Source organism: Flavobacterium sp. LK-23, from assembly GCF_058135255.1.
Window position 1 is genome coordinate 203,166 of record NZ_JBYUVT010000002.1, and the last position, 25,915, is coordinate 229,080.

General features: G+C 33.3%; 22 protein-coding genes. 13 read left to right on the forward strand and 9 right to left on the reverse strand.

Features of this window, described 5'->3' with window-relative positions:
• The first annotated feature begins 216 nt into the window (after positions 1 to 216).
• The 13 genes from AC3Y25_RS04350 to AC3Y25_RS04410 all read left to right on the forward strand — a co-directional run bounded on the left by AC3Y25_RS04350 (position 217) and on the right by AC3Y25_RS04410 (position 9,401).
• Positions 217 to 714, forward strand: coding sequence for a TlpA family protein disulfide reductase (locus AC3Y25_RS04350; protein WP_320492622.1), 498 nt, complete (start codon positions 217 to 219; stop codon positions 712 to 714).
• Between the two features lie 91 nt (positions 715 to 805).
• Positions 806 to 1,558, forward strand: coding sequence for a triose-phosphate isomerase (gene tpiA / locus AC3Y25_RS04355; protein ID WP_379800624.1), 753 nt, complete (start codon positions 806 to 808; stop codon positions 1,556 to 1,558).
• A 122-nt stretch (positions 1,559 to 1,680) separates the two neighbouring features.
• Positions 1,681 to 2,514: a 50S ribosomal protein L11 methyltransferase gene (prmA, locus tag AC3Y25_RS04360; RefSeq protein ID WP_111424285.1), complete on the forward strand. Its 834-nt coding sequence runs from the start codon at positions 1,681 to 1,683 to the stop codon at positions 2,512 to 2,514.
• A gap of 36 nt (positions 2,515 to 2,550) precedes the next feature.
• Entirely contained in the window at positions 2,551 to 2,826 is a 276-nt protein-coding gene (locus tag AC3Y25_RS04365; RefSeq protein WP_095927736.1) for an ATP-dependent Clp protease adaptor ClpS, read from the forward strand.
• A gap of 175 nt (positions 2,827 to 3,001) precedes the next feature.
• Positions 3,002 to 4,273, forward strand: coding sequence for a sterol desaturase family protein (locus AC3Y25_RS04370; RefSeq protein ID WP_489901868.1), 1,272 nt, complete (start codon positions 3,002 to 3,004; stop codon positions 4,271 to 4,273).
• Between the two features lie 8 nt (positions 4,274 to 4,281).
• Complete coding sequence (locus AC3Y25_RS04375) at positions 4,282 to 4,968, forward strand: lysoplasmalogenase (RefSeq protein WP_489901869.1); 687 nt, start codon at positions 4,282 to 4,284, stop codon at positions 4,966 to 4,968.
• Positions 4,969 to 4,988: 20 nt separating this feature from the next.
• Positions 4,989 to 5,435, forward strand: a complete 447-nt coding sequence (locus AC3Y25_RS04380) for a 2-dehydro-3-deoxyphosphooctonate aldolase (RefSeq protein WP_489901870.1) — start codon at positions 4,989 to 4,991, stop codon at positions 5,433 to 5,435.
• A 20-nt stretch (positions 5,436 to 5,455) separates the two neighbouring features.
• Positions 5,456 to 5,788 carry a hypothetical protein gene (locus tag AC3Y25_RS04385; RefSeq protein ID WP_489901871.1) on the forward strand — a complete coding sequence of 111 codons (333 nt, stop codon included), beginning with the start codon at positions 5,456 to 5,458 and terminating at the stop codon, positions 5,786 to 5,788.
• 238 nt (positions 5,789 to 6,026) lie between these two features.
• Positions 6,027 to 6,845, forward strand: a complete 819-nt coding sequence (gene kdsA, locus AC3Y25_RS04390; RefSeq protein WP_427873133.1) for a 3-deoxy-8-phosphooctulonate synthase — start codon at positions 6,027 to 6,029, stop codon at positions 6,843 to 6,845.
• A gap of 22 nt (positions 6,846 to 6,867) precedes the next feature.
• Entirely contained in the window at positions 6,868 to 7,773 is a 906-nt protein-coding gene (locus AC3Y25_RS04395; RefSeq protein WP_320492617.1) for a hypothetical protein, read from the forward strand.
• Between the two features lie 99 nt (positions 7,774 to 7,872).
• Positions 7,873 to 8,550, forward strand: coding sequence for a YiiX family permuted papain-like enzyme (locus tag AC3Y25_RS04400; RefSeq protein WP_489901872.1), 678 nt, complete (start codon positions 7,873 to 7,875; stop codon positions 8,548 to 8,550).
• Positions 8,551 to 8,640: 90 nt separating this feature from the next.
• The gene (locus AC3Y25_RS04405) at positions 8,641 to 9,093 is read left to right on the forward strand and encodes a hypothetical protein (protein ID WP_427873130.1); all 453 of its coding nucleotides are present in this window, start codon (positions 8,641 to 8,643) and stop codon (positions 9,091 to 9,093) included.
• Positions 9,094 to 9,098: 5 nt separating this feature from the next.
• Entirely contained in the window at positions 9,099 to 9,401 is a 303-nt protein-coding gene (locus AC3Y25_RS04410) for a hypothetical protein (protein WP_489901873.1), read from the forward strand.
• A gap of 55 nt (positions 9,402 to 9,456) precedes the next feature.
• Here the strand turns inward: AC3Y25_RS04410 and AC3Y25_RS04415 are convergent, their stop codons facing one another.
• The 9 genes from AC3Y25_RS04415 to AC3Y25_RS04455 form a co-directional block, all read right to left on the reverse strand.
• Positions 9,457 to 10,848 (reverse strand): M20/M25/M40 family metallo-hydrolase, encoded by a 1,392-nt coding sequence (locus AC3Y25_RS04415; RefSeq protein WP_489901874.1) that lies wholly within the window; start codon positions 10,846 to 10,848, stop codon positions 9,457 to 9,459.
• A 166-nt stretch (positions 10,849 to 11,014) separates the two neighbouring features.
• The gene (locus AC3Y25_RS04420) at positions 11,015 to 12,934 is read right to left on the reverse strand and encodes a discoidin domain-containing protein (protein WP_489901875.1); all 1,920 of its coding nucleotides are present in this window, start codon (positions 12,932 to 12,934) and stop codon (positions 11,015 to 11,017) included.
• A gap of 29 nt (positions 12,935 to 12,963) precedes the next feature.
• The gene (locus tag AC3Y25_RS04425) at positions 12,964 to 13,737 is read right to left on the reverse strand and encodes a glycerophosphodiester phosphodiesterase family protein (RefSeq protein WP_489901876.1); all 774 of its coding nucleotides are present in this window, start codon (positions 13,735 to 13,737) and stop codon (positions 12,964 to 12,966) included.
• A gap of 91 nt (positions 13,738 to 13,828) precedes the next feature.
• Positions 13,829 to 16,129: a beta-glucosidase BglX gene (bglX, locus tag AC3Y25_RS04430; RefSeq protein ID WP_428238197.1), complete on the reverse strand. Its 2,301-nt coding sequence runs from the start codon at positions 16,127 to 16,129 to the stop codon at positions 13,829 to 13,831.
• A gap of 92 nt (positions 16,130 to 16,221) precedes the next feature.
• Complete coding sequence (locus AC3Y25_RS04435; protein WP_482501001.1) at positions 16,222 to 16,935, reverse strand: carboxylesterase family protein; 714 nt, start codon at positions 16,933 to 16,935, stop codon at positions 16,222 to 16,224.
• Positions 16,936 to 16,941: 6 nt separating this feature from the next.
• Positions 16,942 to 18,318, reverse strand: coding sequence for a glucoamylase family protein (locus AC3Y25_RS04440; RefSeq protein WP_489901877.1), 1,377 nt, complete (start codon positions 18,316 to 18,318; stop codon positions 16,942 to 16,944).
• 75 nt (positions 18,319 to 18,393) lie between these two features.
• Positions 18,394 to 19,872: a RagB/SusD family nutrient uptake outer membrane protein gene (locus tag AC3Y25_RS04445; protein WP_489901878.1), complete on the reverse strand. Its 1,479-nt coding sequence runs from the start codon at positions 19,870 to 19,872 to the stop codon at positions 18,394 to 18,396.
• 4 nt (positions 19,873 to 19,876) lie between these two features.
• Positions 19,877 to 22,891 carry a SusC/RagA family TonB-linked outer membrane protein gene (locus tag AC3Y25_RS04450; protein ID WP_489901879.1) on the reverse strand — a complete coding sequence of 1,005 codons (3,015 nt, stop codon included), beginning with the start codon at positions 22,889 to 22,891 and terminating at the stop codon, positions 19,877 to 19,879.
• 244 nt (positions 22,892 to 23,135) lie between these two features.
• Positions 23,136 to 25,880, reverse strand: coding sequence for a helix-turn-helix and ligand-binding sensor domain-containing protein (locus tag AC3Y25_RS04455; protein ID WP_489901880.1), 2,745 nt, complete (start codon positions 25,878 to 25,880; stop codon positions 23,136 to 23,138).
• Positions 25,881 to 25,915: the final 35 nt, after the last annotated feature.

Below are 25,915 nucleotides of genomic sequence, written 5' to 3' on the forward strand. Positions count from 1 at the left end.
TTTATCATTTTTTTATTTGCAAAACACCTCCATTAGGAAAAAACACCATTTCGTACCTCAACTATTACGATTTCAATACTCTTTTTTCAACCAAAAAACGTCGATTTGTTACAAAATAAACGACTCTTCAAATTTTGTTAATCTACAATTGGCATTCAATTTGTTTGTTTAACTTTGTGAATTCAGTACCCTAATAAAAAATAATTTTAATCAAATATGAAACAATTAGTTCTAGTCGTAATTGCGTTTATTTCTTTTTCTTGCTCACAAGCTCAAAAAACAGCTTTTTCTAAAGAAGCTCTGTCTGAGAAATTACTAGCCACTGATGGAAGTCAGGTTACCTTTAAAAACATCTTAAAAAAATACAAAGGCAAAACTTTAGTGATAGAAGTTTGGGCTTCTTGGTGTGGTGATTGTGTCAAAGCAATGCCAAAATTAAAAGAGCTACAAGCTAATAATCCTGATGTGTCATACTTATTCATTTCTGCTGATAAAACGGCTGATAAATGGAAAGCTGGAATCGAAAAACACGAGTTAAATAAAGGCGATCATTACATGATGAATGATGGCATGAAAGGTCTTTTCGGAAAAGCTATTGACTTAGACTGGATTCCAAGATACATTGTAGTTGATAAAACTGGAAAAATCGTTTTATACAGAGCGATCGAAACTGATTTTGAGAAAATCAATTCTACTTTACAATCATTGAAATAATCTTTCAATAACAATATCAATGTCAAAATTCAATTTAAATTTTGACTTCTTTCAAAACAAAAAAACAAAAAAATAATATAAAACTACCAAAATGAGAAAATCGATTGTTGCAGGAAACTGGAAAATGCATAAAAATGCTGCGCAAACTGAAGAATTATTAAACGAATTAGTGGCTAAAATTCCAGCTAAAACAAACGCACAAGTTATTGTAGCTCCAACTTTTGTAAACTTACAAGCGGCGGCGGCTAAACTAAAAAATACAACTATTGGTGTTTCTGCTCAAAACGTTCACCAAGCTGAAGGGGGAGCTTTTACAGGAGAAATTTCTGCAGATATGTTAACAAGCATTGGCGTTAACACCGTAATCTTAGGTCACTCTGAGCGTAGAGCTATTTTCCACGAAACAGATGCTTTAATTGCAAACAAAGTTGATACAGCTTTAAAACATGACATGACAGTTATTTTCTGTTTTGGAGAAGAATTAAAAGATCGTCAGTCTAATAATCACTTTAACATTGTTGAAAACCAATTACGTGACGGTGTTTTCCATATTGCTAAAGAATCTTGGTCTAAAATTGTTTTAGCTTACGAGCCAGTTTGGGCTATTGGAACTGGAGAAACTGCTTCACCAGAACAAGCACAAGAAATGCACGAATTTATCAGAGAAACTATCCGTAAAGCTTTTGGAGCTGAAATCGCTGATGAAGTTTCTATTTTATACGGTGGTTCTGTAAAACCAGAAAACGCTAAAGAAATCTTCTCTAAACCAGACGTAGATGGTGGTTTAATTGGAGGTGCTGCTTTAAAAGCTGACGATTTCTTAGCTATTGTTACTGCTATCTAATTTTAGATTTTAGATTTTACAAAAAACCATTCGCGGTGCGGATGGTTTTTTCGTTTTGGAATTTGGAATTTTTAAATTGAAAATTTATAATTTAAGGATTACCTTTGCAAAAATTTTTATTTATGTCAAACATCTATTTAGGATATCATTTTACGATTGAGCCGAAAGAATTAGGATCAGAAATTTTAGTTGCTGAATTGGGCGAAAAAGCGTTTGAAAGTTTTACAGAAACAGAAAACGGAATTTCGGCTTTTGTGAAGAAGGATTTATGGGATGAGAATATTCTGGATGATATTTACATTTTACAATCTGAAGAGTTTAAAATTGAATATACCATTGAAGAAATCGATCAGGTAAACTGGAACGAAGAATGGGAAAAAAATTTCGAACCAATCGATGTTGATGGAAAATGCCACGTTAGAGCTCCTTTTCACCCAAAAACCGATGCTGAGTTTGATATTTTGATCGAACCTAAAATGAGTTTCGGTACTGGTCATCATGAAACTACTCATATGATGATTCAGCATTTATTGGAAATGGATGTAAAAGGCTTAAAAACACTTGATATGGGTTGCGGAACTGCCATTTTAGCTATTTTAGCAGAAATGAAAGGCGCTGAACCTATCGATGCCATTGATATTGACAATTGGTGTTATTTAAATTCTATTGAAAATGCCGAACGCAATAATTGTAAACATATCAGCGTTTATGAGGGCGATGCGGCTTTATTAGCGGGTAAAAAATACGATTTAATCATTGCCAATATCAACAGAAATATTTTGTTGAACGATATGCAGGCTTATGTTGATGCTTTAAACCCAAAAGGAATTATTCTTTTTAGCGGTTTTTATGAAGAAGACATTCCATTTATTGACGCTTCATGTGTTGAAAAGGGATTAACTTATGTTAAAAAGCTTCAAAGAAACAACTGGGTATCTTTAAAATACGTAAATTAGATACTGATAATCAACTCAGTACAAAACCTATAAGATATGAGTACTAAAGAAAAAGTAAGAGAAAGAGTTCGCGAAAAAGAAGCCATTGCTTTTAATAACGAGATCATTGTTTATAATGATGATGTAAACACTTTTGATCACGTAATCGATACTCTTATGCGTGTTTGCGACCATACGGCTGAACAAGCTGAACAATGCTCTTTGATTGTTCATTACAACGGAAAATGCACTGTAAAAACGGGTCCGATTGAAAAACTTAAACCTCAATGCACACAACTTTTGGAAGCTGGACTTAGCGCCGAAATTGTTTAATTGATCCATAATTTAAAGCGCATTCTATTTTGTTCTATATTCGAATAAAATAGAATGCGTTTTTTATTTGTCTTATTTTAAATCAAAATATCACATTAAAAACCGTTTAATTTAACAATAATTTAAAAAGCATTTGATTTTATTCTATATTTGAACGAAATAGAATGCTTTTTTTATGGAAGAATATGGAAAGATATTGATTATTGCAATGCCCATTTTTTTGACTTTAATTATCATTGAAAAAATATACGGCATTTATGTAAAAAACGATACAGCGCCACTAATAGACAGCGTATCGAGCATTAGTTCTGGAATAACCAATTCTGTAAAAGATGTTTTAGGACTCAGTATCACTTTTCTTTCTTATGAATGGCTGGTTTCTAAAATTGCATTACAACACTTAGAAGTCAATGTCTTGTCTTATTTCATAGCCTTTTTTGTGATTGATTTCTACGGATATTGGAGTCATCGACTAGCGCATCAGATTAATTTTCTTTGGAACAAACATGCTATTCATCACAGCAGTGAAGAATTTAATCTTGCCTGCGCATTACGTCAGCCCATTGCTAGTTTCGTTAATCTCTTTACTTTTTTATTGATTCCTGCTGCTTTACTGGGTGTTCCTGCTTCAGTAATTGCGATAACGCTTCCTATTCACTTATTTTTGCAATTTTGGTATCATACCAAACATATCAAAAAAATGGGCTTTTTGGAGCATGTTTTAGTAACTCCTTCGCATCATCGAGTGCATCATGCCATTAATCCAGAATATCTAGACAAAAACCACTCTCAGATTTTTATTTTTTGGGATAAACTTTTTGGCACTTTCCAAGAAGAACTAGACGAAGTTCCTCCTGTTTTCGGAATCACACGACCTGCCAATACTTGGAATCCTATTAAAATAAATTTTCAGCATTTGAGCTTGCTTATAAAAGATGCCTGGCGCGCTCCAAAATGGAAAGACAAACTCACCATTTGGTTTAAACCAACAGGCTGGCGCCCCGAAAATTTTGAAGAAAAATATCCTGTAAACAAAATTGAAAATGTTTTTAATTTTGAGAAATACGGCACTCAAAACTCTCAAAAATTAATTTACTGGTCGGTCGTACAAGTTTTAATAACCTTACTATTTGTAAGCTATCTATTTGAAAATATTGCCAAAATTGGTCTGCCCAATATTTTCATCTACGGTTTTTTTATTTTCGTAACCATATATAGCTACACAGAGTTAATGGATAAAAATAGATTGGCTCTTTTATGGGAAGGCACCCGAATAGCAATAGTAATGGGTATTATTGGCTATTACGGAGACTGGTTTGGGCTAAATCGTACAATCCCAATTAGTAATTATATTATTTTTACCTACCTGATTTTATCTTTTTTAACAACACTTTATTTTGTTAATTTTGACTTTAAAACCAACCAAAACCAATATACCAATTCATAACCCCTATTATGAGAAACTCATCTTTTTTTAAAATTTATGCTGCATTTAGTGTGGTTTACCTCATTATTCTGCTCACTGGCCACGAACGTTTTGATCTTTTTCTTAAACCCATTCTAATACCAATTATTGGGTTTGGCGCTTATTTCTATAGAAATTTTCCAACACAGAATATTTTATTAGCTGCGCTTGTACTCTCTTGGCTTGGAGATGTCATCTTACTTTTTACAGATCTTGGTGAAATTTATTTTATTTTAGGACTCTTATGTTTCCTATCTGCACATATCATCTACTGCATTCTTTTCAATAAGCAGAAAAGAATTAGAAAAAAGCAAAACAAACCTATTTTTATATTTGGCAGTATATTAATTGCAGTCTATTTAATAGGGATGGTTTCTGTATTAATGCCACATTTAGGAGATCTTGAAATCCCTGTTTCCATTTACGCTTCGATAATTTCAATTATGCTTTTATTTGCTTTCAACGGATTTTTAGTGTGGGAAAAGCCGGGAAATCAGCTTGTGTTTTTAGGGGCTGTTTTCTTTATTATTTCTGATAGTATTTTGGCTGTAAATAAATTTTATGCTCCAATTCCTAAAAGCTCATTTTTTATTATGCTAACTTATCTTCTGGCACAATATCTGATTGTAGTTGGTATCTTAAAACTAAATCCAAAAAAAGAACAGCAAACAGTTTAACTTTTCCAACCACCTCAATCATGAAAAAAATAGCACTTTTAATTGTTTTAGTAATCATTGCTTCTTCTTGCGTAAGCACAAAATCGACTTTAAAAAATGTTGATGATAATGCGCCTGATTTGATTTTGAAGAAGGACAATACGTTTGCTATAACGCAATTTGCTAAAGACAAAAAGTACGGTTATGATCCTGATTATCCTGTTAATATATTTTTTCAAAATACAAATAGTGAGACTTTAAACGAAACTCGTTTCTTAAATGCTTTAGCTGGTCCAAATGGCGAAAAAATTACGTATACTAGATTAGAAACCTGTTGCCCGTTTCCAACCAAAAGAAGCAATATGGGCGCTGGATTTTTGAATGTTTATGAGTTGAAATGGGAAGGGCAGAAAAAGCCTGTAAAACTGTATTTGAACATTTATGAAAAAGGAATTTTAATGGTTCCGATGGGATTGAGGTTGAAATAAAATAATCTCAGATCAAGACCATGCTTACTATACTACCGTTATTGCTGATTATTTTACCTGTATTATCACAGTTAATCTGGGGAACATTTTCTATCTATAGATCTGCATCATTTAAATTCAGCCAAATTTCTTGGATCAATTTTATCCTGCAAATTGTACTTTCTTTTGTAGCTTTTAATATTGCTGATTATAATTTTTCTAAACAATACGAACAATATCCCAATCCTATGAGATGTGGCATGCCACTTGTAGGAATGGCTGTAGCTTGTTTCTTTTTACTTTTTGTTCTGATATTGATTCTTGTAATTCAATTTCTAATTAAGAGATGGCGAGCAAAAAGAAATACGATATAAATCTTAATATTTCTTGCATTAAACTGTAAAACTTTAGAACATGATAAATGTCATTTATTAGTTTCTTTTGATGCTTTAATATTGCCTCGGAAAAAGCACTTAATGGTTTTAAAGAAATTTTAGCAATTCGTTAATTCTACTCAGCTCCTAGTCAGCTATTCGAGTTCTTAAAATAATCTTAAATCTTCATCTGCTATTCATAAATCATAACTACCTTTGCAGTGCAAAAAATAATTTTATGAACTTACAACATATTCCACAAATTAAGCATACTGACAGCGGAAATTTCTTTTTATTGGCAGGGCCTTGTGCTATCGAAGGAGAAGAAATGGCGTTGCGAATTGCTGAAAAATTAGTTGGTATTACCGACAATCTTCAGATTCCTTATGTATTTAAAGGATCTTTTAAAAAAGCAAACCGTTCTAGAATTGACAGTTTTTCTGGTATCGGTGACGAAAAAGCTTTAAAAATCTTAAGAAAAGTTTCAGAAACTTTTCATGTTCCAACTGTAACAGATATCCATACCAACGAAGATGCTGACATGGCAGCTCAATACGTTGACGTTTTACAGATTCCTGCATTTTTAGTACGCCAGACCGATCTTGTTGTGGCTGCTGCGAATACTGGAAAAGTGGTAAACTTGAAAAAAGGACAATTTATGAGTCCGGAGAGCATGAAACATGCTGTTCAAAAAGTTTTAGACTGTAATAATGAGAATGTTATGGTTACAGATCGTGGTACTATGTTTGGCTACCAAGACATGATTGTTGATTTTAGAGGTATTCCTACTATGCAGCAATATGCTTCTACAGTTCTAGATGTAACACACTCTTTACAACAGCCAAATCAGACTGCTGGTGTTACAGGCGGAAGACCTGACATGATTGAAACAGTAGCAAAAGCTGGTATCGCAGTTGGCGTTGACGGTATTTTTATCGAAACACACTTTGATCCTGCAAATGCAAAAAGTGATGGTGCTAATATGCTTCATTTAGACTATTTTGAAGGTTTGATGAACAAATTAGTAGCTATTAGAAAAACGGTTAACTCATTTTAATTTTTTATAATACTTAAGTTCTTTGAAAACAAAAATTTTATTTTTCTTACTGACTTGTGTTTCTTTAAACACATTTGCTCAGGAAGAAATACCAGTACAAAAATATGCTGCCCATAATAAAGGAAAATTCTTTGTTATGTGGGGTGGTAACAGAGAAAGCTACTCAAAATCTGATGTAAACTTTAGAGGTAAAGATTACAACTTTACAGTTGAGAATATGGCTGCTCATGACAAACCAAAAGGATGGCATGTTGATTACATCAATCCTGTTAACATGACTATTCCTCAAACCAATTTGAGATTGGGTTACTTTTTTAGTGATCATTATAGTGTTACAATTGGTGTTGACCATATGAAATATGTAATGTCACAGAATCAAATCGCAAATGTTACCGGAAACATCAATTTACCTGCAGATGATCCCGCGTCAATTTACAATGGTAATTACAACAATACTCCTGTAGATATGTCCCAAGGAGGAGCGAAAGAAGGCGGTTATGGCAATGGTGAAATAAATGTAAATGGTCCAGCTTTTTTAATGTACGAACATACAGATGGTTTAAACTACATTAATACGGAAGTTGCAAGATTTGATGATGTTTCTAAATGGTTTGGATTACCAAATATTGATAAAGTTCAGATTAACTTAACCGAAGGTATTGGCGCTGGAGTTTTATATCCTAAAACAAATACTACTCTTTTAGGTAAAGAACGTCACGATGATTTTCACGTTTCAGGTTATGGTGTTTCTGCAAAAGCTGGTTTAAACGTTACTTTCTTCAAGCATTTCTATATTCAAGGAGAGTTAAAAGGTGGTTATATCAATATGCAAGACATTAGAACAACTACTAGCAATGAAGATAAAGCTTCTCAGCACTTTACTTATTTTCAAAGAATTATTGCTGTTGGAGGTATTTTTAGGCTCTAATATCTCGTAAAATATATTTAGAAAATAGCTGCCATTTTATTTGGCAGCTATTTTTTTTATCATTTACTTTGTACTTCAAAGTACTTTAAATTTTACTTTATGAAAAACAAAAAATATCTATTTCCGATTATTACTTTTTTCTTAAGCTTTGGCTGTGCCTTATTCGTGGCTATAAAAGTTTTTCCGAATAATCCGTTTACTGGAACATCCAAAACAGAAAAAAAAGCTGTTAGCAAGTTTAAAGACGGAGATCTTATTTTTCAAACATCAGAATCTAAACAGTGTGAAGCAGTTCGCATTGCCACAAATTCGAAGTTTTCTCATTGTGGAATCATTTATGATGTTAACGGAAAATGGTTTGTTTTTGAAGCCGTTCAGCCTGTAAAGCTTACTCCGTTAGAAGATTGGATCCAACATGGAAAAGATCATAAATATGTTGTTAAACGACTAAAAGACGATAGTGTTTTAAAACCCGAAGTTTTACAAAAAATGAAAGACTACAGCCAGCAGTTTGACGGTAAAGAATATGATGCTTATTTTGAATGGACTGATAACAGGATATATTGCTCTGAATTGATCTGGAAAATTTATAAAAATGCTGCAGGAATCGAATTGTCTCCACTTAGAGAATTGAAAGATTTTAATTTGAAAGATCCGAGAGTTCAGAAAATACTAAAAGAACGTTATGGCAACAATATACCATTAGAGGAAAAAGTCGTTGCTCCTTCTGACCTTGCCGATTCTACTATTTTAAAAACTGTAATAGACACTTACTAATATTTTAAAAAGCTAGATTGCTTTATTGTTTCTAGCTTTTTTATTTACCTATTTACTTTGAAATTCAAAGAACTTTATAAAAACTAACCTATGAGAGATTATTTGATTGAAAAACTGTATGAATGTTCTAAAAAACCGTATCAAAAATATTTCAAGAAGAATCAGCCTTGGAATATTGATAAAACTAAATTAATGGATTATCCTGAAGAAAGCCTAGGATTTAGCTTGGGTAGTTTTCTTTATAAAAATCATTTTGATATTCAGGAAAAACTCGAAGATCACGACATCATTCATGTACTGACCAATACGGGAGTTTCAGTTTATGAAGAAATCGGAATGCAGTATTATTTACTCGGAAATGGGAAGAAAAGCTTGTATTTGTTTATGGTCATACTAACTGGCACTATTTTTTATCCGAAACGTATGAGCTATTTCATTCAGCAATTTAAAAGAGGGAAAAAGGCAAATGCTTTTCATTACCTCGATTTTTCAAAAATGCTTTTTTTACCAATTCAAACTATTCAGCAAACTTTTAAAATTTAAAAATCATGAAAACAATTTATAATCCTTCTGAAGAAAAACAGTCTACAGAATTAGCTATCGGTACATTTATAATCAGTACAATTCTATTTATTCTTTACATCATTTCAAACGGAAATGCTATGGTATTAGTTATTGCATGGCCTTTTGCTTTAGGAGCCATAATTGTAAATGCAATTATGTTTGTGCATTTGACAGATTTGTTTATTCATCTCTCAGAACAGCGAAAAGATATTGGAGTAAAACTTCTTATCTTATTTTCAAATATTCCAATCCTCTTTTTTTATTATTTTGTTGTGATGAAATCTTGACATAAAAAAAGCCACAAGTAAACTTATGGCTTTTTGTGTCTTATTTTTTTGAAACTTAATTTGCTTTTTTAGTTTCGATTCCGTTTTGGTCTAATAAATACATTAATGTGGTCATTGTTGCCGCACCAAGTTCAAGCTCTCTTTTATTGATTGCATCAAATTTATCGTTTGCTGCGTGGTGGTAATCAAAATAACGCTGAGAATCTGGTTTTAAACCTGCTTTTACAATAGCTTGAGAAGTCAAATGGCTAATATCTGAACCTGCATGGCCAATTGTAAAACTGTGTACCAAATAAGGCTCAAAAAGGTCTTTGTAACCTTGAATTTTTTTCAAATTAGCATCATCTGCTTCAATTGAAAATCCTCTTGGAGAAAATCCGCCTGAATCACTTTCTAAAGCAAAAATGTGGTTTTCTTTATTTTGTTTTGAAACCTCTTCATATTTGGCTCCGCCTCTTCCTCCATTTTCTTCGTTCATAAACAATACAACACGAATCGTATTTTTTGGCTTGTAGTTTAAGTTTTTCAAAATACGAATTACTTCCATACTCTGCACTACCCCTGCTCCATCATCGTGAGAACCATCTGCTAAATCCCAAGAATCTAAATGTCCTCCAACAACCATAATGTTTTCTGGAGTTACGCTTCCTGTCAATTCACCAATTACATTATAAGACAATGCATCTGGTAAAGTTTCGCAAGATTGTTTAAAATAAAATTTCAAAGCTGGATTTCTTTTTAAAGTTTTACTCAACAATTCTGCTCCATTTGTACTAATAGCAGCTGTTGGAATATATTGTTCTTTTGGCAAATCACCGTAGCTTTGAGTACCTGTATGAGGAAAATCGTCTAAACGTAAATTCATAGAACGAACAATTGTTCCAACGGCACCTAATTTTGCTGCTTCTTTTGCTCCTGCATATCTTTGGTCTACGCAAGCTCCGTAAGAAGTAAAAGTTTCAATATTTTCAGGATTCATTGGTCTGTTATAAAAAATAATTTTTCCTTTCACTTTATCTGCTCCAAGTTCATTTAGTTCTTTAATTCCTTGAACTTCGATTATTTCTGCTGTAAGACCTGTTTTTGCAGTAGCTACAGAACCCCCAAGTGCACAAATCGGCACAGTAGTTTTCACTTTTCCATCAAGAATGTAAGCCGTTTCTTTTTCGCCACGTACCCAATGAGGTACCATAACTTCTTGTAAATAAACTTTATCTAGTCCTAAACTTTCTAATTGTCTTTTAGTATAGTCAACTGCCAGTTCTGCACCTTTAGATCCAGACAAACGAGCCCCGATATCGTTAGACAAATATTCTAACCAAGTGTAACATTTTGATTCGGTTAAAGCTTTTTTATAAAATAATTTGATGTTTTTTTCATCATTTGTCTGAGCAAAAGATGTCAATCCGCTTAAAACTAATGCAGTTAAAAGAATTGTTTTTTTCATAGTTTTGATAGTAATTTTGGAGTTTATAGTGCTTTTGGCACGTTCACAAAGGAACAAAATTATTGACAGTTCTAAGTTCTTTTTCTTAACCTTTTCTCAAAAAAAAGCTCTAATTACAAATTTTTCAATTTGCAATTAGAGCTTTTACAGATTTTATAAATAAAGACTATTTAACTTCAATAATCTTATTTTTCGTTCCGATTCCGTTTTCATTAAAAGGCTCAATCGTAAAATAATATTTTGTTCCTTTATCTAAACCTCTAAAATCATAGGTATTATCACCGAAAACCATAATGCTGTTATACAATTTATCTGGTTCGATTCCGTAATAAATATTATAACCAATAGCATCAGCTTGTTTTTTCCACGAAATCATAGCGTTTCTAGAATCTGCTTTATTTCTATCGACTTTAAAAGAAGCAACTGCTTTTGGTTTTGCTGCCAATCCGTTTCCAAAAACTCTAAAGTCTGAAATTGCAAACAAACCAGATGCATTATGAATATTCTCCATTTTAATGTAACGCGCTTTAATAGATTTTGAAAGCTCTACATAATCATGAGGTGCATCTTTATCATTTTTAGATTTATCTACAACCAAAGTCCAATTTTGAGCATCATCAGACATATAGATTTTATATTGATAATAGATATCCATTGCTTTATTAAACTGCGTTGCTTTATGGTCTGCATAATTAATCTGAAGAGCATTAATTTCCATTTGTCTTCCCAAATCCATTTGAAGCCATTCTCCTGGATTGTCAGTTTTTGCAGACCAATAGGTTTGAATGTTTTCATCGGTAAGATTTTCTGGTCCATAACAGAATTTCTCATATACTTTTTTACCGCCATTATCCATTCTGTGTGTTTCTACTTCCATACATTCTTCTGAAGAAGAAACCGTTACAGGCTTTTTATAGGAAAGCAACATCCATCCAGAAGAAGCTCCTTTTGTTTGATCACGTTGAGCTGTTGGCAACACAATTGGAAAATCCCCATAAGCTGTGATCGAATACATTACATCATCTTTATCAAATCCGGCAGGAAACATATCTATACGACGCTCAAAACGATCTTTAATAGAGATTTTGCACGTTCCTGTATTCCAGTAATTTCCATAATTATCTGCGAAAGTATTTCCGTGTCCTGCTCCAATTACAAATCCGCCTGGTTTATATGACATCGGATTGTGTTTTTGGTACGTAAATGGCCCTAACGGATTATCTCCAACATGAACACCATTTGCGTAGCCTTTAAATTCGGTAGCAGGCGCTCCATATTGCATGTAATATTTTCCGTTATGTTTGGTCATCCAAGCTCCTTCAATGAAATTCCCCCACGGCGCAGGTTCCATATCGTTGTTTGGTCCAAAACGTTCCCATCCGTGAGCCGAAGGATCCAAAATAGCGACTTCCTTAACTTGTCCATAAACTTTCTGAATATCCTCTACTTCTGTCGCCTTATACAATTCTGCATAGTCTGCTTGATTTCCTTTTGGAAGCCAAGTTTTATAATCAACCTCAACACCTACAAGTGGTAGTTTTCCGCTAGAACCGTAGTACATATATACTTTTTTGTCATCATCTTGAAAAATCGCTGGATCCCAAGTTGGTAACATTGCTTTGTCTACGTGACGTGTCCATCTTCCCGATTTCGGGTCTGCCGTTTTCCAAATCGGATGATCTCTCTTCCAAGTTGAACCTACATAGAATAAAGTGTCATTTACAACCCAAGCAGCAGGAGCACACTGGTCATCATCGCCTGGCTGCCTTTGGAAACTTCCATAAACAAAATTCCAGTCGGACATGTCTTTACTCCAGAAGAAACCTGCCTGATTGGTAGCAAATAAATAATATTCGCCTTTATACGTAATAATTACAGGATCGGCGCTTGAACGACGTGATTCTGGAATTCCATTGTGATTATGAGTCGTAAAATTGTACCCAATATTTATCGGATTACAATATGTTGTCGCCGGTCTACTAGGGTCAAACCATTCTGTTTTCCCAGAATTTTGTGCCGAAAGACTACTTCCGAAAAGCATCGAAAGCAATAAAATTGGCTTAAATTGTTTATATATATTCTTCATGGTTAGATTTTTTAGTTAAGCTTTACAGCTTATTTTTTAATCTCTTTTCTTTCCTTTAAAAGTTCGGGTTCGTTTGTAGTAATGTAATTGAATTTGTGTGCAATAATCCAATCCATATCTTTAACGTCGTTAACAGTCCAAGCGTTTAGAATAATTTTATTATTCTTTGCTTCTTGTATCCATTCAGGATGTTTTTGAAAAACAGAATAATGGTAATCAACACCGTTAATTTTATCCGCTTTTACCTCTTTTGGAGATTTATTTCCTTCTAAATATTGCAGAGAAGTTTTCGGATCTATTGCTCTGATTTTTTTTAGAATATCGTAATCAAAACTGATGTAGCAGGTATTTTTATTGGCTTTTAATTTTTTAATGGTTTCGACTGCTGCTACACCCGTTTTTTGTCCTCTTTCTTTACTGATTTCCGAAGGTTTAATTTCGCAAACCAAAAGTGTGTGCTTGTTATTTCGCATTCCTTCGGAAATATATTCATACAGCGTTGGAAGTTTTTCTCCGTTAGAAAGTTTAAACTTTATCAAATCTGCATAATTTGTTTCTTCAATAAGCAGTTTGTTGTAATGAGCATCATGATTGATTACAAGTGAATCATCTGCTGTTCTCCAAACATCAAACTCTGATCCTGGCAATTTTAAATCTATTGCATGTCTTAATGATGCAATAGAATTTTCAGGTAAATTATTCTTTTTCCAAGCTCCGCGATGCGCTACTATTGCGTTCTTTTGCGCATTGCAATAGGAGAAAGCAATAAGACATACGGCACTAAATATTTTAATTTTATTCATAATAACGTAGTTAAAAAATTACAAAAAGGCTTTGTCATTTTAGAAAAAAAGCCCTCCAAACGAAGGGCTTTTCACTAATCAAATAAACCAACTATTTAGTTAACTCAAAACTAACTTTCTTATCGGCATTTGAATTTCCTCCAACGAAAATATCAAACTGCCCTGGCTCTGCTACGAATTGTAAATCAGAGTTATAAAATTTTAAATCTTCAACAGTAATATCAAAACTTACTGTTTGTTTTTCACCTTTTTTAAGTGCTATTTTTTGGAAACCTTTTAATTCTCTAACTGGTCTTGTTACTGAACCAACTAAATCTCTAATGTATAATTGAACTGTTTCTTTTCCGTCAAAATTTCCAGTATTTGTTACATCAACAGTTACTTTCAATTTTCCAGATGGATTCATTTTATCAGAAGAAATTTTCAAGTTTGAATAATCAAAAGTCGTGTAGCTTAAACCAAATCCGAATGGGAATAAAGGCTCGTTTCTTTCGTCAATATAATTTGATCTGAATTTCTCGAATTTCCCTTCTGTGTTAGAAAGCGGTCTTCCTGTATTTTTGTGTGCATAATAAATTGGCAACTGTCCAACGCTTCTTGGGAAAGTTGAAGTCAATTTTCCTGAAGGATTTACATCTCCGAATAACACATCAGCAATTGCATAACCAGCTTCTGTACCAGCAAACCAAGCATTTAAAATTGCTGGAACTGTTTTTTCTTCGTCTGTAATTACTAACGGACGTCCGTCAAATAAAACTAAAACAACTGGTTTTCCAGTTTTTAATAACGCATTTAATAAATCTTTTTGCGCTTGTGGAATTTCTAAGTTTGTACGGCTGCTAGATTCTCCGCTCATTTCTGCAGATTCTCCTAAAGCTGCTACAATTACATCTGACTGCTCTGCTACTTTTAAAGCTTCTGCCAATAAATCTTCTTTTGAACGAGCATCACGGTGTAAAGTTTTACCGAACATTGTAGCATTAGTTTCAAAAGTTTCATCATAATCTAAGTTACTTCCTTTTGCATATAAAACTTTAGTTCCAGCTCCCGCTACTTCTTTAATACCTCTCAATAATGAAACGGCATTTTCCATTTTTGTAGCCACACTCCAAGTTCCTGGCATGTTTTCTTTAGCATCTGCCAATGGTCCGATTAAACCAATTGTTCCAGATTTTTTAAGTGGTAAAAGCTGGTTTTGGTTTTTTAATAAAACTAAAGATTGTGCAGCAATATCACGTGCTTCTTTTCTGCTATCTGTTGTAAAAATCTCTGTTTTTGCTCTCTTCTCATCACAATATTTATACGGATCCTGGAATAATCCTAAGTCGTATTTTGCTTCTAGAATAAGTTTTACAGCATTATCGATTGTTTCGATTTTTACTTTTCCTTCGTCTAAAGATTTTTTCAAAGTTCCTAAGAAACCTTCTCCAACCATATCCATTTCAACACCTGCATTTAGAGATTGAGCAGAAACTGCTTGTAAATCTCCCATTCCGTGCTCAATCATTTCAGGAATTCCAGTAAAATCTGTTACTACAAATCCTTTAAAACCCCATTGTTTTCTTAAAACATCTGTCATTAACCATTTGTTTCCTGTTGCTGGAATTCCGTCAACTTCGTTAAAAGATGCCATAACCGAACCTACACCAGCATCTACTGCAGCTTTGTAAGGAGGGAAATAGTCATTAAACATTCTAATGTGGCTCATATCGACAGTGTTGTAATCACGTCCGCCTTCTGGAGCTCCATATAATGCAAAGTGCTTAACACAAGCTAAAATTGAGTTGTTTTTTGAAAGGTCATGCTGTTGGTAACCATTCACCATTGCTTTTGCAATCTGGCTTCCTAAGTATGGATCTTCTCCTGAACCTTCAGAAACTCTTCCCCATCTTGGATCGCGAGAAACATCAACCATTGGAGAAAATGTCCAGTTGATACCGTCTGCACTGGCTTCTTTTGCAGCAATTTGCGCACTTCTTTCAATTAATCCCATATCCCAAGTACAAGATAATCCTAACGGAATTGGGAATGTTGTTTCGTAACCGTGAATAACGTCCATACCAAAAAGCAACGGAATTTTTAAACGGCTTTTTTCAACCGCAATTTTCTGCACTTCTTTAATTTTTTGAACTGATTTAATGTTGAACAAACCACCCACTTTTCCTTCAGCAATATTTTTTGCCACATTTGAGCTGTTTGCTTGCCCAGTGGTAATATCACCAGATGTTGGCAAGTTTAACTGACCCAATTTCTCGTCTAAAGTCATTTTTGACATTAACTCCGCCACAAATTCAGACTTTGGTTTAATTTTCACTGTATTTTTAGCTGGCTTTTTTTGAGCATAACCCAAAACAGCGCATCCTAAAAAAAGTAAGACTAATTTGTTTTTCATGTGTATTTAATATTTGTTTTTAATCGGAACATGGAATCACTTTTCTTCGTTCAATTTTTTGTTTGAATCAAAGTGATTTCATTCTATTCTATTTATTTGTTTGTATTCGTTTTTCTTTGCTGTAACATCCAGTCATAGATCTCTTTGTTATCATAAACTCTTGTCCAGCTGTCATGATTGGCATCATCAAAAATGGTCAGCTTTACATCTTTGGCGTTACATTTTTTCAATTCATTATAAATCGTGATGGCATAATTTACATTTACCACATTATCCTGTAATCCGTGGAAAATTCTGGTTGGAATATTAGCTATTTCACAAGCATGTTCTAACTGAATTAAATCTACAAAACCCGCGACAGGTACATTTGCTGCAAATAGATCCGGATGTGAAAAAGCCAAATTCCAAGAAGCCCAACCTCCTGAGCTCAAACCAGTAACATATATTCTTTCTGAATCGATTTTATTCTCTTTCTGAATTTTAACAATCAGCTGATAAATTGATTCTATATCCCAATTTTCGTCTTCTTTGCATTGTGGAGCCAAAACATAAGCGTCTAATTGGTGTGTTTTTAAATATTTTAAAGGACCATTAATTTTTACTTTCTCCAAATCGGTTCCTTTTTCTCCATCTCCCGAAATAAAAACAATCAATGGTTTTTTCTCCTTAACATTCGCTGGACGATGTAAAACATATCCCAGTTCATATTTAGACATTATAACTGTATTGATTTTTCCAGTTGTTTCACTCTGCCCAAAAACAACTATAGAAAACAACAGAAATATAAATGCTAACTTATTTTTCATAGAACCTTAAATTCCGTATTTTCCAGATTTAAATCCAAGTTTTGTTAAGCCTTGTTTTACTTCTGGTGCATTCATAAACAATTTCCACAATAATCCTGTTCTGTAATTTTCGATCATTACAACTTCTGGACCTTGATCAATTGCCAAATAACGTTTCGCTACCCATTTATTTCCTAAACTAAGAGCATCATAAAAACCTGCATTTCCCCAAGTTTCATCTTTATGATTCTCATATAAATTGCGAATAAATGTCATTGATTCTTTTGGCGTATAAACGATTGAGCTAATTGCCGCTGTTGGCGAAATCACACCTTGATCGTTACTTGGCATATGTGCATTGTATCCAATAGAGCCGTCAGGGTTTCTTGAATATGATGCTGTTAATCCCCAATATTCTGGTCCATAACCCGCAATTTTTTTCGGATTTTCAACACAATATTCGTAGTTAATTTTAGTCTGATTAACATTTAAATCCCAATAGTTAGCATATTTATCTGTTAACTGATTTGGATCTAAACCTACATAAGAATAATGAGCCCAGAATAATGGACCCCCAAATTCTTCTGCACCATTATGCTTTAAAATAAGTGGAATATTGTATTTTGTTTTTGAAGAAACTATACCACCGCTTCTCGCCCATCCTTCGTGATAGGCTTTCGCAGCGATTGCATGCGTTGGTGAAGACGCTGCCATTACGTAAGTAATAAGACATTCGTTATATCCTTCTAATGGAAAATTCATCTCCCAAGCATAGCTCGGAGACCAGTGCCAGTACAAAACATTTTTATTATTTGTGTACCATTGCCAGTCAACACCTTTCCAAAGTGCATCAAATTTTTGTGCTACCGCTTTTTCTTTTTCAGAACCATCTTTAAGATATTCACGAACGGTAATCATTCCTGCAACCAAAAATGAAGTTTCGACTAAATCACCACCATTATCCTTGGTTCCAAAAGGTTTTACTTTTCCTGTATTTCCGTCAATCCAATGAGACCATGCTCCATGAAAACGATCTGCTTTGCCTAAAAAATCTGCAATTTTGTTAAGTCTTTCTACCCCTTGCTCTTTAGTAATATAACCTTGAGACATTCCTGAAACAAGTGCCATTAATCCGAAACCTGAACCACCTGTTGTAACGATATTCGAATCATTTTCAGGATAAACTCCGTCAGGGTGATAACGTTCTCTCGCTAATCCAGAATTTGGTTCTGCATAGTCCCAGAAGTATTTAAAAGTTTGTTTTTGAACAGCATCTAGAAGCTGCTCGTCTGTTAATGCAGTAACGCCAGAAGTATTTTCCTGTACATTTTCTTTCGACTTATCGGCATTGGATCCACAACTAAAAAAAGTAAAAGCTAAAAATAAAACTGAAATTCTAACCATTATAAAAATTTAAGATTTTAATAAATAATCACTTCCCCTAGAAAATCTAAAGGGAAGTGATTTTTAAGATTTTGATTAATAACCAGGGTTTTGTGTTGTTACCCCTCCAGATTGTTGAACCACTAAAGCTGGAATTGGATATAACTCATGTTTACCCACTATAAAAGTTTTTCCGTTAGGGAAAGTAGCGCTAACATCTGCTTTCATAGCTGCTTCTGCCTGTCCTGTTCTTACAAGATCAAACCATCTGTCATGCTCAAAAGCAAATTCTAATCTTCTTTCTTTATAAATTGCTTTTCTAACATCTGACTGACCAGTTGCTGGAGTATCACCTAATCCCGCTCTATGTCTAATTTGATTGATCAAAGGAATCGCTTCTGAAGTTTGTCCTAATTCATTTAAAGCCTCAGCCTTCATTAAAATTACCTCAGCATATCTCAAATATCTAAGATTTACGTCTGTAAATTCCTGATTGTAAAACGCTGATGAATATGCTTTATAATTGTACATTGGGTTAGATACAGTAGATGCCACCTCTCTACCATCATACAAAACAGAACCTCTAAAAATAATGGTTGCAGCTCTTCTTACATCTCCAGCTTCATATGCGTCAGCAAGTCCTTGAGAAGGTGTGTTGAAACCCCATCCCCATCCTCCAGCACCTCTAGGCGCTTGAGACACAGTATAATTTCCTATTCCATATCCTGGAGAAGAAGTTCCTCCAATTCCATTAATTTCAAAAATTGACTCTGGACCAAACTCTCCTTCTTTCTTGTATTGTAAAGAATAGTCAGAAACTAAAGAATAACCTGTTACTTGATTGCAATTGTCAATTACTTTTTGCCAGTTTTTTTGGTATAAATTAACCTTAGCTAACAAAGCATAAGCAGCTCCTTTAGAAGCACGTGCAACGTCAGTCCCGCTATAAGACGATTTTAATGGCAAAGCTTCAATCGCGTCATTTAAGTCTTTTTCGATAAAAGCATAAACTTCAGCTGGAGTTTTACGAGTTAACTGCATAAGTCTGTCTTCTTCATTTCCAGGAATTGGCAAACGGTCAACAATTGGAACTCCTCCATATCCTTTAACTAAAGTAAAGTACATAAAAGCTCTTAAAAACTTAGCTTCTCCTTCTAATCTTGTTTTTAAAGCTGGAGATACTTGCTTAAGCTTTGGAAACATTGCTAATGCTTGATTAGCTCTGTTGATTCCTGCATAATTATAATTCCAGATACTACTAAAAGATGGTGTAGAAGAATTGAAAGTTAAAGCGTCTAGAACATCTTTATCTGTACCAGTATCTCCTGGATCTGAACCTTTATCTGCGTCGTCAGTCATAATACTGCTTACCCCGTTCCAAGCAAAAGAAGACATGTCCCAAGATAAAAATATATTATAAACTGCATCAACCATTGATGTAGCCCCTGCATCGCTATCCACTAAAGCAGGATCTGCTGGAATATTTTTTGTCTGATCTACTTCCAAAAATTCATCTGAACATCCAGATACAAACAAACCAGAAAGTATAAAAAGTGATATATATAATCGTTTCATGATATTAAAATTTTAAGTTTGCACCAACTACAAATGTTTTCAATGCTGGATAAGCATCTAACTCTACTCCTTGAGTACCTTTAACTAATTCACCATCTCCTAAAACCTCAGGTGAGAATCCTGAAAATTTTTGGCTAATGAAAGGATTCATAGCATTTACGTAGATTCTACAATAGTTAATAAAACCTTCTTCTTTTAATGGAAGTTTATATCCTAATGTGATATTATTGATTCTGAAAAAATCTCCAGATTCTAAATAATAAGTTGATGCTACTGGAACCTGATTAAATGGAGCTGGATTAGATCCTGATGTATTTGTAGGTGTCCACATGTCATTAAGTAAAGACGTTTCTACATTTTCTCCATAAAAACGCTGCGCTTTTTTTCCATTATATACTTTGGCTCCACCTGTTCCGTATCCGTCTACAGAGAAATCAACATTTTTGTAATTTAATCCTAAAGTAACCCCGTAAGTAGAAGTTGGTAAAACTGAACCAACATATTTTCTGTCTTTAGTTTGATCTAAAGCACCTTGAGCTACCTTATTTCCGTCTGCTGTATAGTACAACATCTGTCCGTTTGCTGGATCAACACCTGCATATTCGTACATATAGAAACTACCTAAAGGCTGTCCTACTGATGTATTATCAAGTATTTTTGTTACTTGACCATTTCCTAATGAACCACCATTAATTGTTGCAAGTCTTACATTTTTCAAACTAGCTAATTCATTTTTGTTATGAGAGAAATTTCCTCCTACCCAGTAACTTAAGTTATCTGTGATTTTATCATCCCAACGTAAAGCAATTTCGTATCCTTTATTAGATACCTCACCTACGTGTGTTGGAGATTCTACAGTGATTCCTGAAGTTGAATAAGGCGTAACATTTAAAATAGCATTGTTAGTGTTTTTACTGTAAACATCAAAAGATCCTTTCAATCTGCTATTAAACAATTCAACATCTATACCTGCAGAAGCTTCTTCTACAATTTCCCATGATAAACTTGGATCAATTTGCGAATTAATAGTTGTTCCAGAACCTCCATTATAATCTACTCCAGATGTAAATGACTGAATGTTTAATGGCACTTTTTGGTTTCCTAATTTACCCCAAGAACCTCTAACTTTTAATAAATCTAAATTTTTAATATCAGATAAGAAGCTTTCTTTTGTTACAATCCATCCAATACCTACTGATGGGAATGTTCCCCAACGGTAGTCGCTAGAGTAATTTGAAGATCCGTCACGTCTTACAGTACCTGTTAATAAATATCTGTCCAATAATTTATATTGAAAACGTGCAAAATATGATGCTAATCGAGCTTGATTATCATTTACAGCTTTATATGTAGTTACACCTCCATTTTGTGCGTAATTAATACCATCAAGTCCCCAATAGTTACTATTTGGATTTACGTTTCTAATATCTGCAGTAGTTTTTGATCTAGTTCCAATTACGTTAGCCTCGATACCTGCAGTAACTTCAACATCATGAATTTCCGCAAAAACTTTATTATATGTAAAATAGTTCGATAAATTCCAGTTGAAATAATCATCAGTGTTTCTTGTCAAAGTGTTTGTATTCAAACTCTTTTTGTCATATGCAGATTCTACTCTGCTCGGATCAGCTGCTAACCAAAGACCTAAATTATCAACGAAATTATATTGTTTATAAGTAAAATATTCTCCATTAAATTGAGAGGTAAACTTCAATGATTTCATGATGTCCCAATCTAATCTTAATCCACCTTGAAGTGTAACTGTTTTTTGTTGCTCGTTGTTATAATCTAAGGCAACAACAGGGTTTCCAACTGAGTTAAAAGAATCTCCCGTTTGAGAAATAACTCCATTTTGTATAAATGGCACACCATATTTCCCATTAGGATAACGTACTGGAACTAAAGGCGATTGTCTGTAAGCAGATGTGAATGCAGACATTGGCTGTGGAGTATTTTTTATAGAACTAACACTGAAATTTTGGCTAATTTTAAGTTTCTCCGAAATTTTGTACTCATTGTTACTTCTAAAAGTAGTACGCCCGTATTCAGTTCCTTTTAAGATACCCTCTTCTTCGTAATTACCAACACTAAAGAAATATTTAATATTTTCTCCTGATCCAGAAAGCGATACGTTATTTTGAGTGTAAACTCCTGTTCTTGTTATTTCATCAAACCAATTTGTATTATACGGTTGATTTTGAGAAAATCTTCCAGCAGGAAACTGACTAATAAACGCTGCATTATTATACTGAATATATTGGTCAGCATTTGCCATTTTCACTTTCTTTAGAGGAGATCTAAAACCAGCATAGCTATCAATATCTACAGTAAGTTTTCCTTTACCTGTTTTAGTAGTAATCATGATTACCCCATTTGCACCTCTTGTTCCATAAATGGCAAGTGCAGAAGCATCTTTTAAAACCTCATAAGAAGTAATATCATTTGAGTTGATATTATTAATGTTATCAGTAGGCATACCATCCACAACATACAATGGATTTCTTCCTCCTAATGCAGTACCAACCCCTCTAATAACAATAGAAGGTGTACTTCCTGGTGCGTCTGAAGTAGCAACTTGCACCCCTGCAGCTTTACCTTGAATAGCTTGAGAAGCATTTATTACTTTCATTTTGGTAATCTCTTCGGACTTAATTGAGCTTACAGCCGAAGTATTATCAATTTTCTTTCTTGTACCGTATCCAATTACAACTACTTCTTTTAAAGCAGTATCACCCGCTTCTTTTAAGGTTATTGTCATTGGTGCGGAAGTAGCCGGTACAGAAACCGAATCAAAACCCAACATAGAGATCTTTAAAATATCTCCAGGTTTTGCATTAATTGTAAAGTTTCCGTCGAAATCTGCATCTGCAGTTGCTCTAGCATCAGCTGAAGCGATAATTGCTCCTGGAATTCCCATTCCATTACTGTCTACTACTTTTCCTTTAATTGCTTGAGCTTGCCCCATCATATAGGTAGGCAGCAGCAAGAGCGCTAAAAAGCTAAAAATAAAATTTTTCATACAGTACGTAATCGTTTAAGTTAGTAGAGCCAAATTAAGCAATTACAACGTTGTAGTACATCAAACACCACTACAACATAGCTACATCATTATGTTAAAATTTTACCCTACAACAATGATTATCAATATTATAAATGTTAAAGAAATTCGTTTAACATAACATTATGATGTAGTAATGATGTATCGCAATTATATAAAAAATGATATGGAAAAATATAAATTCTGTAAAAAACAAAACCAAATCTTACAGAGTTAATAAAAACTTAGACAGGTTTTCGTCCTGAGTAAGGTTTAACTTCTTTCTAAGACGATATCTATGTAATTCTACACCTCTAAAAGAGATATTCATCATAGGAGCAATTTCTTTAGAAGACAGGTTCATTTTTAGATAAACACACAGTTTTATATCCTTTGGAGTTAATTGTGGATATTTTTTAGAAAGGTTAATAATAAACTCATTGTGAATTTGATTCAGATTGGTTTCAAAAGTTTCCCATTCGTGCTTATTCACTTCATTGATCTTAATTGCTTTTCTAATTTCATTTTTAAGTTTGCCAAAATCTTTTTCGGTTTCCAAAATACCTTGAATTTTATCAATCATTTCTGTTTGTTTGGCAATTGATAAAGATTTACCCGCTACTTCTGAAGATTTTGCTTGCAATTCTAATTCCAAGATATGTTTTTCATATTCTTGAATATTAAGTTCATTTTCTTTCTTCAACTCCATCTCAAGAATTTCTCTCTGATGTTTTAATTCTTCAGCCTGCAATTTTAATTTTTGCATATAGCGAAGTTTATTCCATTTATAATAGAAAAATAAAACGGCTCCAACAACAAGAAGATATAACAGAATCATCCAAAAAGAAAAATACCACGGCTCTGCAACTTTAAATTTATAAGAAGAAACTTTATCATAAGTTGATCCATCGTGTTTGAATATTTCTACTGTATGATCACCACTGCTTAAATTGTTCAAAACGATTAATCCATCTGAAATAGAGATAAATTCTTTTTCCTTATCAAGTTTATAAAACAAATTTGGTCTGCTAGCACCATAAATTCCAGAAATAACGTTAATCTTTAATTCAGTATTGAATTTAACTTTCTCTTCACTCGGAACTAAAAGATCATTACTAAATGCTTCAATTTTTACTCCAGAATTTTGTTTGTTTTCATATTCGAGTTTCAGTGAAACAAATCCGTCATCGAGATTAAACAGATAATAATTATCTTTCTTGAAAATCCTTAAATTCTCATTGATTAATTTTCCTTTATAATATTTCTCCTGAATAATATTCCACACAAACTTGTTTCCTTCTGTATAAATATGATATAAGATCCCGTTTTGCAGAACCATAAAATGATCATCGTCTATGGAAACAATATCTGTTACATTTTTAAAACTTGTATTAAACAATTCATTTTCTTCCAATTTACCAGCTATCGAATTGTAGGTATACCAAGAATTATTAATTAAGAAAAGTATTTCTTTTCTAAACTCAAAAATCTTTATCCCAAAATCGTTTTGTATTTTACTCTGCTGTGTGACATTTTCAACTTTTAGCGTGTTGTAATTATCATCTAGCAAAACACGATACAAACCGCGATAATTATCTGCAGCCCAAATTTCATTTTTTTTATTTTGAGCTACATATTTTATAGGTTTTGCAAGATCTTTTATGATTTTATAATGAGACATGTTTGAGGGATCGTCATAAACTAGAATACCGCTATAAGTCGATTGAAAATAAGTGTCATTAATACTGCTCTTAGACATATTCCAACCTCCGCTAACGCCATTTATCTTGCTCAGCGTATTATTTTCATACGAAAAAGTACCATCATTATGACCTATGATATATTTTCCGTCAATGAGAGAAATATTCCAGCCCTGCCCTTGCGTATTAGGCATCATAGTAAACTTTCCAGCACTATATTCAAAAATTCCATGATTGGAAGCAATTAAATAGCCTTTATTAATTGAAGCAACTGCATAAACTGATCCTAAAAGTCCAGAATTATCATAAAAGAAAGAAATAGGAGAATTAACCTCAACGTGCGCAATACCATTATCTAAACCAACCCACAAATCATTTTCTTTATCCAATCCTAAACTTAAAACCGAATTATTCATTAAAACATTATTGCGTTCAATATTTTTGAATGAATTGGTTTTTAAATCTAAAATGAAAATTCCACGATTTCCAGTTCCGATAATTAATTTTTCATTTTTGACAAATTTTGCCACATTAATTGTAGCCGATTTTAAAACTTCATTTATGGGATGATCCCAACTTCTTAATCCATTTTTTTCTACAATAAAAACTCCTTTTTTCTGTGTAAAGATGTAAGTCTGGTTTTTATACTTTTCTATGGCATGAACAACAGTATTTTTCAAAACATTCCATCCTTTTGGATTGGCAATGTATTTACCATTCATTTTAAAGATTCCGTCTCTAACTGAAGCAACATATAAATCTTTATCTACACCAAAACAATAAGAAATAAGAAAAGGAAATTTAATTTTCTTAATTGTTTTTCCATTATAAATAAAAACATCATTAAAAGACTGAAAATAAAGAGAACCATTAAATCTGAATATTTTCCATATTTCCTCGTTGTCCTTCTCATCAAATAATCTGAGGTTTTTGGTAATAGAAACATAGTGCATTGTTCCTTCTTTTCTATACCAATAGCCAAATTCTTTATAAGAACCAGAATAGATTTTATCTCCTTCAATCAGGATAGATCGAATGATCGTTTTGTTCGGAAGTGTATATTTTTCCCATTTTACTCCGTCGTAACGAAGCAAGTAGTGATTATTGGCAAAATACATCGCATTATCATTTCCTTGTGCCACATTCCAAATCTGATTATCACCCTGATAATCTGATTTGCTGTAATTTTCGACAAAGGGAAGTAATTCTTGTGCTTGAAGTTGTAAAGCGATGAAAAAGAAGATAACTGATTTAAAAAGTATCGATTTCAAAGTATTCGTTTTTAACTTCAAAGATACTCACAAAT